At 63.0% G+C, this 14,280-nt stretch carries 15 protein-coding genes; all 15 read right to left on the bottom strand.

Annotation, left to right across the window (positions count from 1 at the left end; genetic code table 11):
- Entirely contained in the window at window positions 1-1,089 is a 1,089-nt protein-coding gene (locus IPM06_22000; protein MBK8773082.1) for a hypothetical protein, read from the bottom strand.
- Between the two features lie 659 nt (window positions 1,090-1,748).
- Complete coding sequence (locus IPM06_21995) at window positions 1,749-2,255, bottom strand: hypothetical protein (GenBank protein MBK8773081.1); 507 nt, start codon at window positions 2,253-2,255, stop codon at window positions 1,749-1,751.
- Between the two features lies 1 nt (window position 2,256).
- On the bottom strand, window positions 2,257-2,724 hold the full coding sequence (locus IPM06_21990) for a hypothetical protein (GenBank protein MBK8773080.1): 468 nt from the start codon (window positions 2,722-2,724) through the stop codon (window positions 2,257-2,259).
- A 1-nt stretch (window position 2,725) separates the two neighbouring features.
- Complete coding sequence (locus IPM06_21985) at window positions 2,726-3,151, bottom strand: hypothetical protein (GenBank protein ID MBK8773079.1); 426 nt, start codon at window positions 3,149-3,151, stop codon at window positions 2,726-2,728.
- An 11-nt stretch (window positions 3,152-3,162) separates the two neighbouring features.
- Entirely contained in the window at window positions 3,163-5,127 is a 1,965-nt protein-coding gene (locus IPM06_21980) for a phage portal protein (protein MBK8773078.1), read from the bottom strand.
- On the bottom strand, window positions 5,124-5,684 hold the full coding sequence (locus IPM06_21975) for a hypothetical protein (protein ID MBK8773077.1): 561 nt from the start codon (window positions 5,682-5,684) through the stop codon (window positions 5,124-5,126). Before IPM06_21975 ends, IPM06_21980 begins: the two co-directional genes overlap by 4 nt.
- Window positions 5,685-5,756: 72 nt before the next feature.
- Window positions 5,757-6,353, bottom strand: coding sequence for a hypothetical protein (locus tag IPM06_21970; GenBank protein MBK8773076.1), 597 nt, complete (start codon window positions 6,351-6,353; stop codon window positions 5,757-5,759).
- Between the two features lie 2 nt (window positions 6,354-6,355).
- Window positions 6,356-6,610: a hypothetical protein gene (locus IPM06_21965; GenBank protein MBK8773075.1), complete on the bottom strand. Its 255-nt coding sequence runs from the start codon at window positions 6,608-6,610 to the stop codon at window positions 6,356-6,358.
- A 2-nt stretch (window positions 6,611-6,612) separates the two neighbouring features.
- On the bottom strand, window positions 6,613-9,867 hold the full coding sequence (locus IPM06_21960; protein ID MBK8773074.1) for a phage terminase large subunit family protein: 3,255 nt from the start codon (window positions 9,865-9,867) through the stop codon (window positions 6,613-6,615).
- The gene (locus IPM06_21955) at window positions 9,864-10,487 is read right to left on the bottom strand and encodes a hypothetical protein (protein MBK8773073.1); all 624 of its coding nucleotides are present in this window, start codon (window positions 10,485-10,487) and stop codon (window positions 9,864-9,866) included. Before IPM06_21955 ends, IPM06_21960 begins: the two co-directional genes overlap by 4 nt.
- Before the next feature lie 57 nt (window positions 10,488-10,544).
- The gene (locus IPM06_21950) at window positions 10,545-10,706 is read right to left on the bottom strand and encodes a hypothetical protein (protein MBK8773072.1); all 162 of its coding nucleotides are present in this window, start codon (window positions 10,704-10,706) and stop codon (window positions 10,545-10,547) included.
- Window positions 10,707-10,995: 289 nt separating this feature from the next.
- Window positions 10,996-12,735, bottom strand: coding sequence for a toprim domain-containing protein (locus IPM06_21945; protein MBK8773071.1), 1,740 nt, complete (start codon window positions 12,733-12,735; stop codon window positions 10,996-10,998).
- Window positions 12,692-13,411, bottom strand: coding sequence for a hypothetical protein (locus IPM06_21940; GenBank protein MBK8773070.1), 720 nt, complete (start codon window positions 13,409-13,411; stop codon window positions 12,692-12,694). The genes IPM06_21945 and IPM06_21940 overlap by 44 nt, the downstream gene beginning before the upstream one ends.
- Window positions 13,408-14,082: a hypothetical protein gene (locus tag IPM06_21935; protein MBK8773069.1), complete on the bottom strand. Its 675-nt coding sequence runs from the start codon at window positions 14,080-14,082 to the stop codon at window positions 13,408-13,410. The genes IPM06_21940 and IPM06_21935 overlap by 4 nt, the downstream gene beginning before the upstream one ends.
- Window positions 14,079-14,273, bottom strand: a complete 195-nt coding sequence (locus IPM06_21930; protein ID MBK8773068.1) for a hypothetical protein — start codon at window positions 14,271-14,273, stop codon at window positions 14,079-14,081. Before IPM06_21930 ends, IPM06_21935 begins: the two co-directional genes overlap by 4 nt.
- Between the last annotated feature and the right edge of the window lie 7 nt (window positions 14,274-14,280).

Here is a 14,280-nt window from a genome sequence, read left to right as displayed (position 1 = left end):
TTAAATGGCGCCGATGACCAGCAGGGTTTCGTCGTCGCGGCGGCGGCGCTTGCGCGGGTCGTCGATGCGCGGCGGGTGGAAGGCGCCGCCACTGGCAATTTCCACCGACCCATCGCCGATCTGGTGCTGATAAAAGCCGTTGGCGTTTTCGTAATAGGCCGGGAAGATGAACTGGTCGGCGGCCTGGACGACGGTATGCGCGAAGAATTGCGCGGCATTGTCAAACCTTGCGCTCTGCGCCAGCGTGACCGTGCCAGCCGATACCGTGTGCTGGTACGACAGGCCGTTGGTATTGTCATACCTTGCGGACTGGTCGAGGCTTTGCGTTCCGCCTGCCTGCGAGATCGAATGTTGATAGGCCAGCCCGTTGCTGTTGTCGAACCGCGCCGACTGCGCAAGCGTGATCGAGGCCGACAGCACATGGACGTAGGACAATCCATTCGCATTGTCGAAGCGTGCGCCCTGCGGCAAGCTGATCGACGCGGCCAGCGTGTGTGCATAGGCCAGGCCGTTCGTGTTGTCGAAGCGTGACGACTGCGTTAGCCCGACCGCACCCGCCGCGAGGCTGTGCGTGTAGAAGGTGCTGCCGTTGTCGTGTCTTGCCGATTGGGTGAGGCTCTGGGCGCCACCAACCTGCGAGATCGAGTGCGTGTAGGATAGGCTGTTGCTGTTGTCGAATCGTGACGACTGACTGAGCGTAATAGACGCCGACAGGGAGTGCGCATAGGCGAGGCTGTTGGTATTGTCGTAACGCGACGATTGCGCCAGCGTGATCGCCGCGGCAAGCGTATGGGCGTAGGCAAGGCCGTTGGCGTTGTCGAACCTTGCGCTTTGGGTTAGCGCACGAACGCCGGGCGTAACCGTGTGGGTGTAGTTGAGCGTGTTCGCGTTGTCGAAGCGCGATGACTGAGTTAGCGCCCTGACGCCAGGCGTCAGCGTGTGGGTGTAGGCAAGCCCGTTGCTGTTATCGAACCTTGCGCTCTGAGCCAGCGATACCGTCGCCGCCAGCGTATGCGTGTAGAAGGTGTTGGTGTTGCTGTAGCTTGACGACTGCGTGAGCGTTTGCGCCGTGACGTAAGTCGGAGACATTCCGAACACGGTGTATGGCTCAAAGATTTGCCACGGGTTTTTCGTTAGCGTTGCGCTTTCTGCGTCTGACAATTCTCTGTTCCACACACACCCGAGCAATAAATCGCCACTAAATGCCCAACCTCCAGAATGCTCCCTAGCACCAAGGTTTATGTAATTTGTGAATACAGGATTAACCCCAGAATTTGCCTTGGTTATTTTTCCGTTCACGAAAATGGTGCTATTTATCCCGCGCTGCTTTGCAACAATGACATACGAAGTGCCGACTACGGGATTGACACCCGTCCCGACATAAACACTGCCGTCGTGCAGGCATATTGTCCCATTGGGAATCCAAAGACTGTTTGCGCTTGTAGCTGTCCAACCGATAACCGCCTGAGTCGAAACGCTAGACGGTATTGCAATCGCCAAATAGGTGTATTCACCATTTATGGAAATTGTTTTTGACTTTAAACATTGTGCTCCGGAAAATTTCCACGAAGCACCTCCTGATTTGATGCTTTTAGACGGAAATGTCACATTAGCAGAAACCTGCGACCCGTTCGCATAGTCGAACAGATCGGCACCTTTATTGCATATCACCAGCCCCCGCGTAATCGGATTCGACCAATCAATCCCGACCGGATACGGCGGCTGACGAGTCCAAGGCACACGACGCATTACGCGGCATCCAGCGAGATTCCGGTGTACTTGAAGTTGCCAGAGTTTCCGGTGGACTTCAGGGCGACGCCGGTATTGTGGCTGACGAACAAGCCCCAACGCTTCGGCAGCGTGCCACCGAAGCAGGCACGAACGGAGGACGGCGCGAGGTAGTAGATGCGATCCGACGTAGTGGCATCGACAGATAGCGTACCGAGCAACCGAGTTACCCCGGACAGCACGCCGGCAGAGGTCACGGTTTCCGCAGAGTCCGTGCCGTCAAACACATCCTGATACGTCGGGGAATCGTCGTGCTGGGCATAGACATAGACCGCGATGACCGTGTTCGCCGTCGGGCCTGTTCCTACCGCGACCGATCCAGACACCAGCGCGTCGATCAGCTTGTCGGTGGTGTTATCCACCGCCGTCGATTCCCTGCCTGCGGTGAAGCCCGACGAACTTCCGAGCGAGGTCAGGTCAAGCGTGATCGAGGCGGGCGTCGAGTAACCAACGGTCAGCTTTGCCATATCATAGCCTCATTGCCTTTTCCACATCGCTGTCGGTTATCTGCCCGATGAACACAAGCGTTCCGGGAGAACCTTGCGAGCCGGTTCCGGTGGCGTACAGTTTTTCTCCGCGCCTTGCGTCGCGCTTGATGACCGACAACACAGCCGCCCTGGTGCTGTTTGCAGAAGCGAAGGCGTCGTTCAAGCCCTGGCGGATATTGGCGACGCCGCAGTCGAGGGTTTCACTCAGGCGCATCCATTCCCAGATGCGTGCCTTGCCGTTGGTCAGGGCGTCGATTTCAGTCCAGACGAAGGCGGAAGCGATTTCGCTCTGCCGAACATCGCTGCGCCACACGCGGAAGGCGGGCGAGGCGAGCGCGTTGAACGCATTCACAACGACATTGATGCTGCCAGCAGATATTGCCTGGACAAGGACAGGATCGGCGTCGATTGCGGCGCGCAGGGTGACGAGTTGGGTATCGTTCAGCATGTCAAAGCCCGAAGATGCCGGAAGCGTTCCAGGTCACGGAGATGTTGCCGCCGTTCGGGGTAACGGGCAGGTTGGTCACGTTGGTGTCGAGGTAAGCCACCAGTCGCCACGTCGTGTTCGCGCCGCCTGTCTTGACGAAGATGATGATCGCCTCGCAAGTTGCACCCGTGACAGAGGTGAAGGTCGGGTCGGTCGACGAATCGAAGATGCCAGTGGTGTAAGTCTTGCCTGCGCTTAGTTCGACTTCGGTACCGACCTGGCCGGCGACAACCGAGGAAAAGAACTCATGCGCCGAGTTGTAAGCCCCACCCGCGCCGACATCGTACAGGCAGGCATAGACGCCCGTGGTGCCGGTGCCGGTGAGCAGGGCAGCGGCGGTGCCTTGCATGAGTTGTTCTTTCCACTTGGGATAGAGTGCGTTTGCCATGTGTTTCTCCTTTAGGCGTCGGTTTCAACTTGCACGCTGGTGGCGATGTCGCCGGCCTGGTCGCGCAGGATTTCGGTGGTGGTCTTGCGGATCGGCATGCCGGTGATTTCGATGCGCTGAACTTCCGGCATGATGGCTTCGACTTCGACGGTGACTTCCGGCGCGGCGACGTTGACGATGGGAGCCGCGACATTGACGACGGCCTCGCGCTGTTCCGGAACGTTGACGATGATCTTCATGTCGGCGACTTCCCTGGCAAGTTGATTGACGGCGGCGACGGTCGCCTCAGTGCTGCGCGCCAGCTCGCGGGTGACTTCGTCCTGCTGCATGTGCAGCGAGATCGGCGGGATGGCCGGCACCGGGTCAGGCTTCATGATCTCGGCGGCGTCGCGGTTGATCTCGGCGCAGCGTACCTGGCCGGCGGCGAGCGCCTTGGCGGCGACGACTTCGGGCGCTTCCTCGGGGTCGGTGACGGCGACCGGGGCCGGCGCGGAGAGGCCGGCCTTTTCCATCATGAGCTTTTCCTGCGCCAGCTCGTCTAGGATGTCCTCGAATTCGTCGCCCTGCTCGGCGGCGAGGCGGGTGCGGCTGGTCAGGCCGGTTTCCAGCAGGCGGCTGTTGGCTTCGGCTTCCTTGAGCGGGTCGACCCACTGCCAGCGTTTGCCTTGGAAGCGGCTAGCGTTGCGGAATTTGTCGTAGCGTTCGGCGGGAATGGCCTTGCCGCTGACCTCGAAGGTGATGGCGCCGGAAAGCAGCGACACGGCGAGCCATTCTTCGTAGAGCGGCTGGACGAACGAGGTGATCAGCCAGTCTTGCAGCACCATCCACGTTTCGCGCTCGGAAAGCTCGGCAATGCGGGCGCTGCTGTAGTTGACTTCGTTCATGTCGCCGGTCAGGTTGTGGGCGGCGACATCGAGGCCGGCAGCGAGGCCGCGCAGGCACGACTTGAGGAATGACTCGAAATTGGCGTGCGGGTATTCCGGGTTCCACGAGTTGAGCTTGTAGCCGGGCGGCAGCTCGAACATTTCGCCGGCTTCGACCTTGATCTGCGGCAGGCCGCCACTGAGGCCGTCGGTCATGCCGCCGATGGCGTCCGGCGCATCGTCGGCGCGTTCGAGCGCGGCGATCTTGCTGGCTCCGATCTGGGCGGCAACGACGGCGGCTTCCTCGAAGTTGTGGATGATGCTGCCGCGCATGATGATGGCGTGCAGCCAGGTGACGCCGCGCACCTGCTCGGCGCGCTCGGGCGTGAACAGGTGGTAGATGTCGGTGGCCGGGACGCGCTCGGTGGTGTTGCTGGCCAGCGCGTAGTTGTCGCCCGGGTGGTTGCTCTTGATGTAGTAGGCGACCGGGCGCAGGGCGCTGTCGATCTCGACGCCCTGGCGGACGGTGTGGCCGTTGTCGAGGCGCACGTTCATGGTTTCGTCGAGGCGGTCGGCTTCGAGCAGTTGCAGCGCGATGCCGTAGGGCAGGCGGCGGTCGCGGACGACGCGGATCAGGGCCTCGCCGTCGCGCGCCACGCCCTTGACGGCGGTGCGCAACAGCGAATAGAAGGTTTTGTGGCGGCCGGACAGGTCGCAGGACTTGCCCCAGCGTTCCCAATGGATTTCGACGGTGTCGTTGGCGGCCTTGTCGAGCTGGGTGGTGGCGTCCGGGTTGCGCAAATCCTTGAGCGCGCGGACTTGCAGGCGCGGGTTGGCGCGGCCGACGACGTTGGTGGCGACCAGCGACAGGAAGCGTTTGCCGTGTTCGTTGTTCTGCGCCAGGTGGCGGGCGCGGGCGCGCAGGATGGGCAGGGCCATGTCGAGGTCGGCATTGACCGAGCCGGACCAGTTGGCGAGGCTCGATGTCAGGCGATTGACGGCGCCGCCGGCGAAACCGCCGGCCGAGCCGCTGCCGTAGGTGGCGGCGAACGGGTCGCGGCGGCCGGTGAGCGCGCGCCAGGCGGCGCCCATGCGTTCGGTGAGTTTGCTCATATGCGGAATTGAATCCTTCGGCCGGTGCCGGTGCCGTTGCGGATGGCTTCGGCGGCGTCTTCGGCGGCGACCTCCGTCTTGTAGTGGGCGCGCATCTTGAGCAGGTCGGTTATCGGGATGTATTTCATCCTCCTCCCAGCGATTTCGTATTCACTGACGCCGGGGTTGCGCGATTCGATCCACGTTTCGATGGCGGCCAGCGTCTTGCGGGCGTGGCTGCGGTCGTCGAGCGCGGTGGTGGCGGTGCCGGTGCGGTAGTCCGGATTGACCGTGAGATGGCCGGTGTCGACCGTGTATTTCTCGCTGGTGCCGCCTTCGACCCAGGCGATCCAGGTATAGAGGCCGGACGCATAGGCGGCCGAGGTGGACGCGGCGACGGTGATCGCGTAGCTGTCGCCGGAGGCGGTGGCGGTGATCTCGAAGCCGCCGGCGGCCGATTTGAAGCGATATTTAAGCGTCCACGCGCTGGCCGGATAATCGGCGAGCGTGCGCGTCCACTTCCATGTATCACCGGCGCGTAGGGTGTCCGGCTCGTTTTCGGGGATGTCAACAGCCACGGCAGTCCTCGCGTTGGTTACGGGCGAGGATGCCGTTTTTCGGGCGGCGAGTTAAGGCAAAAAGTGGCCCCATCAGGCGGAAGGCTTCGGCAACAGCAGCAAATATCCCTGGTCGCGCAGGATTGTTCGGGCTTCGTGGGTGTCGGCGAACAGGGCGCGTATCCAGTCGGCGCCGCCTTCGGTGGGCTGGCCGGGTGCGTCTTCCGGCAGCGGGCCGGCTTCGTAGTCGCCGGTTTCGTAGATGCGCAGGTCGTCGATCAGGATGACGTCGCGGCCCTGGCGGTGCTGGCGTATCTGGGCGAGTTCGCGGCCGAGCGGCAGGCGCACGGTTTCCGGCATGGCGGCGCCGTAGTCCTTGAGGCCGAAGCCGGCGCCTGGGTAGTGGGCATCGAGCCAGATGAAGGCGGGCGCGAGGTCGGCGCGGGCGACCATCTGCATGAAAAGGCCGGATTCCATGCGGACGACGCTGATCCGCGCGTCTTCGTTGAAGCGGCAGCAGGCGCCGGCGGCGAGCAGCGGTTCGATTTCGCAGCTCAACAGGTGCGAAAACTCCGGGCGCTGGGCGGCGTAGTCGAGCGAATCGCCGCGCGCGGTGCCGGTTTCGATGAAGGTTTGCAGGTGGTAGTTGCTCAGGAAGTCGTCGAGCTTGAAGCGAAGGAGTGATCCCATGTTTATTTCCCGTTGCGCAGGCGCTTGAGCGTGCGGTACGGCACGCCGCTGGTTTCTGAAAACTGCTTGAGGCTTTGGGCGCCGGCGTCGAAGCTGACGACGCTGATCTGGCGCCGGTGCTTGGGCAGCGATGGCATGTAGTGGCGTTCGCCGCCGAGGTCGGCCGCCAGCGAATAGACGACCGATGTGCGCTGCGCCGGGTCGAGCGAGGTGCCGAGCGCGCGTTCGAGGCTGGTGATGATGTCCAGGTAGATCATGGCTAATTTCCCCTGTTTTTCTTGGCCTTTTGCACTACGTTGTCGAAAGACAACGCCATTTTTCTTGATGACCTTAAAACGCGGTCAATATCCGATGGCCTGACTAGATTAAAACCGGCAAGAACTGACGAAGCTCTTTCTGCTGTATCAAGCACGTTTATTAGGAGTTGATAAATTACTTCAATGTCTTCGTCCAAAAAAACATTGATTTCTTTAAAACGGTCATTGGTTTTGTTCATTTGAATCTCCTTCAACGGTTGAGCGATCCGACGCGGCCGAGGCGGCGGATTGCTGGGCGGGCGGGTTCTTGTTGCGGGTTGGCGAGCGCAATGGCGCGCGCCGACAGGTCGATGCCGGACAGGCGCAGCGCGGCGAGGGCGTATTTCCAGCAGTCGAGGGCTTCGTTGCGCGGGCGGGTTTGCTGCCATTCGGCGTAGGGCCGGGTGCCGCGCATCTTGGTGACGAGTTTTTCGGCGGTGAGCTGGGCGAAGTATTCGTCGTCGAAGCTCGGGTCGGCCGGAAAGTGGATGTAGGCCGGGGCCGGGCGTGGCGATCTTGAGGCGGGAGTAGATCAGGGCCTTGGCCTGGTCGTCGCCGACCAGATGGACCATGATGCCTTTCTTGCGCTGGCGGCGCAGGCGTTGGCGGCGTGACTTTTCGTCCTCGACGATGGGGACGCCGGGACCGGCGCGGCCCTTGACGGCGAGCGCCCAGCGGCGTTTTTCGACGAAGGCATAGACCATGCTGGTGTTGTAGCCGGAATCGACGGCGACGGCGTCGGGCGCCCAATGGCCGAGTTCTTCGGCGAGGCGTTCCCAGACTTCTGGCTGGGCGGTGTCGCCGGGGACGATGAGGTGGTCCATCGTCCACGCTTCTTCGCCGGCGGCCCAATCGACGACGGTGACTTCGAGGCGGTCTTTCTGCACGTCGACGCCGGCGGTGCGCGCCAGGCCGCGCGGCTTTTCTTCGTAGTTTTCGAGGCGGGCGAGCAGGCCGGTCGGCTCGACGTGGTCGCCCTGTTCCTCCCACACTTCGCCGAGGTGGGTGTTGATGAAGGTGCGCAGGGTGCCGGGCGACTTGACGGCGGTGCGCCATTCGAGCGCCAGGTCGCGCCAGCTCGGGCCGAGGCCGATGGGCGCGTAGAGGGCGCTGATATGGTAGCCGCGCGTGCTGCGCTCGGGGTGGGCGGCGATCCAGCGGCCGGCGGCGAGGATGGCCGGCTTGTGGTGTTCGTAGATTTCGCCGTGGCAATGGGCGCAGACGTAATAGGCTTCGAGGCGTTCGCCTTCGCCGCGCCACTTGATGCCGTGCGTCGATTCCGGGCCGCCCCATTCGAGCGCCTGGTATTCGCCGCAGCTCGGGCAGGGGACGAAGTAGCGGCGCTGGTCGGATTCGGCGTGGCCGCGCTCGATCAGGCTTTCGCCCTTGACGGTGGGCGTCGAGATGAACAGCCGCTTGGCGCGGGCGAAGGCTTTGGTGCGGCCTTTGGCCAGCGATACCGGGTCGCCTTCTTCGCCGACTTCGCCGGGGAAGCGGTCGAGGTCGTCCATGATCAGGTAGCGGACGCTGCGCTGGGCGTAGGAGTTTGGCGAGTTGCCGCCGGCGAGGAACAGCACGCCGCCGGGGAAGTCGATCAGGTCTTTGGAGTTTGCGGCATCGCGCGAGCGCTGGCCGCCGAGCAGGTCGCGGATGACCGGGGTTTCCTGCAACAGCGGGTTGAGCTTCTGCGCCTTCCAGGCGTCGCGGCTGTCGAGCGTCGGCATCAGCACCATGACCGGCGCCGGGGCGTGGTCGAAGGTGTAGCCGAGGAAATTGACGGTGGCCTCGGTGACGCCGACCTGCGAGGACTTCATGACCCAGATGTCGGTGACGCGCGAGCTGGCCGACAGGCAGTCCATGATCTCGCGCAGGATCGGATTGCGCGCCGTCCGCCAGCGCCCGCGCTCGCCGGCCTGCTTGCCGGATAGGACGCGGTGGTCGTCGGCCCACTGCGACACGGTGAGCGTGCGGCGCGGGGCGACGGCGGCGGCCAGCACCTCAAGGCGGCGATTGCGCTGGGCGTTTTCGTTCATTTTTTGGCGTTGACCGCAGCTATATCGTCGAACGGCTGGCCGGTGTCGGCGTGCACGGCCCGCTTGCCGGTAAATTTGCCAGCGGCGGACGGCGACGTCGCAATAGTCTTGCGACATTTCCATCGCGTAGCAGCGGCGGCCTGTCTGCTCAGCAGCGATGAATGTAGTACCGCTCCCGCTGAACGGATCGTAAAACAAAGCGTTCAGCTTGAACGAAAGGCGGCTGATGAACCAAACCCATACAGCGACAGGCTTCGGGCACGGGTGGTCAAGTTCGGCAGCGTTTGCGGGCGTGTTTGCGTTAACGGCGTCAGGTCGGCAGCCGTTTCCGCTTGCAAGTGCGGGGTCTTTGCCATAGCAGAGAAATGGCTGCCAGCAATTAAAACCCCACGCGCTGCGCGCTTGGCCAGCGCCATAAAACCAGCATAAGACCCAATCTGGCTCGGGATAAATCCATTGGCGGGTGACGCCACAGGAAAAAACAACCGCATCGGCGACGTTGCGCGCAATAGGAAGCCATTTGCACGCCATGTCTGCGACGTTGTCTTTGGTGTCTTTGAATTGGTCATAGTCGTTTTTAGCGGTAGCGTGGCCGTCGAGTCCATAGGGCGGGTCTGTCAGACATACATCAGCGCGCTGCCCGTTCATCAATGTGGAAACCATATCTAGGTCGGTGCTATCGCCACACATTAGTCGATGCTTTCCCATTATCCAGACGTCGCCGGGCTGCGTGATCGGCGGCGGCTTCGGTGGCGGCACATCGTCTGGCTCTGTTTTGCCCTCAACCGGAACAAAAAGTAGGTCGTCGATTTCATCATCGACAAAGCCGAGCAAATCTATGTCGAAGCCGACATCGCGCAATTCGATCATTTCTTGAGCGAGCATTTTTTCATCCCAGCCGGCGTTTAATGCGAGCTTATTGTCGGCGATGACGTATGCGCGCTTTTGCGTTTCTGTGAGGTGCGCCAGGCGGATGCACGGCACGTCGGCCAGGCCCAGCTTGCGCGCGGCCATGACGCGGCCGTGGCCGGCGATGATGCCGCCGTCGCCGTCGATCAGCACCGGGTTGGTGAAGCCAAATTCGCGGATCGAGGCGGCGACCTGCGCGACCTGTTCGTCGGAGTGGGTGCGGCTGTTGCGGGCGTAGGGTATCAGGGCGTCGAGCGCCAGGTGTTCGATGTTCATTCGGTGCCTTCCAGCGGGTTGATGTGGCGCAGCTTCAGGATTTCGTCGGCGACGCGGCGTAGGACGTCGTTGCAATTCTGGGTAAGGATTTCGTGGACTTCGTGCATGTCGAGCGTCGGCGCGACCAGCGGCGTGACCTGATCCGGGAATACGTCCATTGCCGAGCGCAGCGCGGCGCCGAAGCTGCGCAGGTCGAGGTGCACGTTTTCGGTGGCTTCCAGCTCGCCGATCAGCTTTTCGTATTCGATCTTGGCGGTCATGGCCGCGTATTTATCTATGACCGCGCGCGCGGCCTGGCGGCTGTAGCCAATTTTTTCGGCGGTTTCGGCTTGCGTGGTGGCGCGCTGTGGCGTTTTTTCAGGTGCGGGCATATCTCCGCTCGCGCCTTGCTGCGTTTGCGCGACGCGGGCCGCTTGCCAGCGTTCCGCTACATCGTCCCGGCTGCCGGCGGTCTGGTCGATCAGGCGCAGGCTGGCGTCGACGTCGACGCGCTTTCCGTCGGCGGCCATGACCAGGCGCCCGGTGTCCTTCAGCTTGGTGACGTAGGACGGGGCGCGGTTCAGCCGGGCGGCGAAGGCGCTTTTGCTCATGACGGCCGGCAGCGGGGTTTCCTCGGTCATGGTCAAAACGGGCAAAGCGGCTGATTGAACGCAGCGACGTATGCCGCCTCGGCGCGTTCAAAGGCGGCGTAAAGCTTCGGCTTGCTGCGCTTGGACGGCTTTGTCTTCGCCACCAGTAAATCGACCAGCAGAGATCCAGGCGCTGGTCTCGTCCATGTGTTTGAAGATTCCGGCGAAGTCGGCATCGAGTCCGATGGCGGCGATTTGCTTGTTGTTCATTGTTTTGTTCTTTCAGGCAACGAAAGGAGGGAGGGCGCGCGCGATGCGAACGGCGTACACCGGGCGTACACCATCACGAACACCCGTGAACCCGCATGAACAGGGCAAGCGAACAGGCGTACACCACATTCACGTACACGGGAGCAATTTGTGCGCGCGATGGGGTGATGGTGAGAGAGTTCACGTTTTCGCGCATACGTGCGCGTTATGGTGTACGCCTGTTCGCTTGCCCTATTGGCAAGGGTTTGAGGCCGTTCGCGCCGGTGTTCGGACGGTGTTCGCTGTTCGCTCATGGGTGGTCGCTCAGCACATCGCGGAAGGCGAAAAAACAGCCGCCCAGCCATTTGGCGTCGGTGTCGCCTTCCTTTTTGCGGTGATCGGAGTCCGGCCCGAGCTTCGCCGCGGCGTTGAGGACGTCGGCGCTGGGGATGATGAAGCGCCAGCGGACTTTGCTGCGGTCGTCGTGCAGGTTGTCCAGGCGATCCTTGAGGCCACGCCACCAGCCGGGCAGCTTGGCGATTTCCGAGATGAACTGGTTTGATTCGCGCGGGTTGCGCACGCCGTTGTCGCGGCACCAGCGGGTGTAGGCGGTGTAGAGGTCGGACGATCCGCAGGGACAGACGGGCAGGCGCTTGCCGTGGAAGTAGATGTCGCCGCCCAGCCATTCGACGATGAAGCGCTGGGCGTTGCCGCTGCTGACGGCGATCAGGTCGGCCTTGGCCTGCGTCATCGGCGGCTTGGTGTGTTCGTCGAAGTCGCCAAGGTCGAGTTTGAGCAGGTAATGGTGGAGCGCGGCGCCGCCGCCGGCCTTCAGCTCGTCACGGACGGCGTGGTAGCTTTCTTCTTCCAGTTTCATTGGGGTCCAGATGACGAAGTGGCGGCGGTCGTCCGGGTCGATGGGCAGCGGCTGGGTTTCGTTGGATAGATAGACGATGTTGCAATGGTTCTTTTCGTCGTGGGCGGCCACTGTCTTCGGGTTGATGCGTATCCACTCGCCGGTAACGAAGCTCTTGAGCTTGTTCTTGACGTGGTAAAGCTCCTGCCGGGCGACGACTTCGTCGGCGATCATGAACAGCTTGCGCGAGGCCCAGTCGTTGAACTGGCTCTCGATGGCGGCCTGGTCGATGATGCGGCCGTATTCGCCATAGATGGCCATGATGGTTTCAAAGAACAGGTTTTTGCCGGTGCCTTGCAGGCCGTGGAAGATGAGCGCGGTGCGCATCTTGGCGCCGGGGTGCTGGATCGGATAGGCCAGCCAGCGCAGCACCCAGGTGTAGAGGTCCGGGTTGTTGCTTTCGTTGGACATGAGCAGGCGCAGCAGCAGCAACAGTTGCGTGCAGTCGCCCTCTTTCGGCTCGGTCGGCCAGCCACCCCACAGGTTGCAGCGGATGGCCGGGTCGGTGCCGGCCGGGTCGAAGCCGACTTCGGACAGGCGCACCACCTGGCGGTCGTCGCGCAGCTTCCATTCACGCCAGCCGTGGTCGGGGATGATGTCGAGGACATCGGATTTCGGGACCAGTAAATGCTCCTGGTGATCGAACAGCGTCCCCTTGCCGCCGTAGATCAGGGCGAAGCGTTCGCACGCCTCGCCGACCGACAGTAGCGAGATCAGATTATCCTTGGCGGGCGCTTCCCCCTGCCCCCCGGCAGGCGCCGCCCGCGCGGGCGCGGACTGCCAACCCAATGCCAGGAGGCGGGCTTCGACCTGTTCGCGGACGACGTGCAGCCCTTCCTTCAGGTGGAGGTCGTTGAAATCGGTGCCGTCCTTCTTTTCTTTGCGTTCTTCAGTGAAAAGCGGGACGAGGTATTGCGCGCCGTGGGCGGCGGCGGCCAGGCGGGCGGCCTCGACGCCGGGATTGCCGGCGCTGGCGAAGTCGTCGTCGGCGCAGATCAGGACGTTGCAGCGGTATTTTTTGGCGAGGTCGGCGACCACGGGCTTGAGAGATCCGGCATCGAAGGCGACGGCGACCGGCAGGCCGGTGGCTTCATGCAGCGAGGCGGCGGTGGCGTAGCCCTCGGCGACCAGCACCAGGCCGCGCGGGGTGCCGCCGATCAGGTGGCAGGCGCCGACCTTTGTCCATGCCGGCCGGCCAGTATTGCTTTTCCAGCTTGCTGCCGCGATCCTTGCCGCGAATGAGTTGCAGGCCGACGAGGCGACCGTCGCGCAGCATGGGGACGGCCAGCGTGTCGTCGCCGTCCGGCGAGTAGCGCAGGCCATGACCGGCGACGCCCTTGCGCTTGAGGTAGGAGGATTCGACGGCCGGCGTGGTCGAGAACCGGCGCCACTCGGCGTCGGCCTGGTCGGCGGCCTTCTTCGCTTCTGCGGCGCGCAGGGCCTTGGCGCGCTTGGCCTGGTCGGCCTGGCGCTGCTTGATGGCGGCGGTTTCATCGGCGGTGAGCGCCGGGCGGCCGGTGCGGTCGAGCTTGAGCGCGGTCTTGCCGTCGTCGTTGCCGTGCCAGATGCCGAAGGCGCCGATGATGCAGCGTTCGAGCTTGCCGGCGTGGTCGGGCAGGTCGATGGTCGACAGCCAATACCAGCCGCGCTGCTCGCGGGCGTCGTCATCGGTGTTGCAGCGCACCGGCGCAGCGGAATCGACCACCAGCCCGCCGTCGTAATACCCGCCCCGCTCGCCCTTGACCGTCGCCGGCAACAGGCCGTGGCCGGTGAGCTGGTCGAGGACGTGTTCGTAGTTGACGGCGGTCATCGTGCCGTCCTCAGTGCGTCGGCCAGGGCGGCGGAAAATTCCTTGTCCCAGGCGCGGGCGACAATGGCGGCAGCCTTGGCCGGAAAGTCGAAGATCGGCCGGTAACGAGCTGTCTGGACTGGGAACACGACGAGCGGAATCAGTCGTCCGGGAACCGCCTTGTAAATCCCGCGCGGCAATTTGCGGCCGCCCTGGTCGGTCGGGTCGCCGTAGAATAGTTCCACATTGCGGCTGACCTTGACCCGGCGCGACTGCACCTTGGTCAGCTTGCGTTCCTTGCGGGCGACGGCGACCATCTTGCCGATGATGCCCTTCGGGATGTTGCCGAATTCGTTGAGGTTGATCGTCGCCGGCAGCTTGAGGCCAGCGAGGCCAGGGTTGCGCGTGCCGCCCTCGATCTGATAAGCCATGTACTTCGCCTGCGCCCGGCGGAAACCAACCGTTACCGCAAGCCGGTCCTTGCGCGCGCCGGCGCCGAGGATCGCCACGCCGCGCTTGGTGAATGGCACCGGCCGGTCGATGGCGCGCTCGATCTCGGCCGGCATGGCCTCGACCACTTTGGTCGCTGTCGCGTTCAACGCCCGGCTCGCGGCATAGGCTACCTGGCCACCGAGGCCGGCGACGTGTGCCTTGACGGCATCAATGCCGCGAATGTCCACGCTGATCTTCATTTTGTTGTTTCCTCCCGTCGCCGAGGCATGGTGCCAACCTCGATCCCGTTTTCTTTTGCGTAAAACGTGTCACTTCCGTGCATCCCGCGCCTGATCTGCTGGTCGACAACCTCGCGCCCGAACGCCTCGCGCAGCTTGTCGATGAAGGCAGCGGTCAACGGCATGTCGTCGCGTAGGCTTCTTTTCACTATGCGAAAA

Source organism: Hyphomicrobiales bacterium, assembly GCA_016710435.1.
Classification (GTDB): domain Bacteria; phylum Pseudomonadota; class Alphaproteobacteria; order Rhizobiales; family Aestuariivirgaceae; genus Aestuariivirga.
The sequence above is the reverse complement of the archived record's forward strand: the minus strand, read 5'-3'. Positions and strand labels throughout refer to the sequence as shown.

Coding starts and splice junctions, on each gene's coding strand:
- IPM06_22000 (MBK8773082.1), bottom strand. CDS start 1,089: ATGTCTCCGACTTACGTCACGGCGCAAACGCTCACGCAGTCGTCAAGC.
- IPM06_21995 (MBK8773081.1), bottom strand. CDS start 2,255: ATGGCAAAGCTGACCGTTGGTTACTCGACGCCCGCCTCGATCACGCTT.
- IPM06_21990 (MBK8773080.1), bottom strand. CDS start 2,724: ATGCTGAACGATACCCAACTCGTCACCCTGCGCGCCGCAATCGACGCC.
- IPM06_21985 (MBK8773079.1), bottom strand. CDS start 3,151: ATGGCAAACGCACTCTATCCCAAGTGGAAAGAACAACTCATGCAAGGC.
- IPM06_21980 (MBK8773078.1), bottom strand. CDS start 5,127: ATGAGCAAACTCACCGAACGCATGGGCGCCGCCTGGCGCGCGCTCACC.
- IPM06_21970 (MBK8773076.1), bottom strand. CDS start 6,353: ATGGGATCACTCCTTCGCTTCAAGCTCGACGACTTCCTGAGCAACTAC.
- IPM06_21965 (MBK8773075.1), bottom strand. CDS start 6,610: ATGATCTACCTGGACATCATCACCAGCCTCGAACGCGCGCTCGGCACC.
- IPM06_21960 (MBK8773074.1), bottom strand. CDS start 9,867: ATGAACATCGAACACCTGGCGCTCGACGCCCTGATACCCTACGCCCGC.
- IPM06_21955 (MBK8773073.1), bottom strand. CDS start 10,487: ATGACCGAGGAAACCCCGCTGCCGGCCGTCATGAGCAAAAGCGCCTTC.
- IPM06_21950 (MBK8773072.1), bottom strand. CDS start 10,706: ATGAACAACAAGCAAATCGCCGCCATCGGACTCGATGCCGACTTCGCC.
- IPM06_21940 (MBK8773070.1), bottom strand. CDS start 13,411: ATGACCGCCGTCAACTACGAACACGTCCTCGACCAGCTCACCGGCCAC.
- IPM06_21935 (MBK8773069.1), bottom strand. CDS start 14,082: ATGAAGATCAGCGTGGACATTCGCGGCATTGATGCCGTCAAGGCACAC.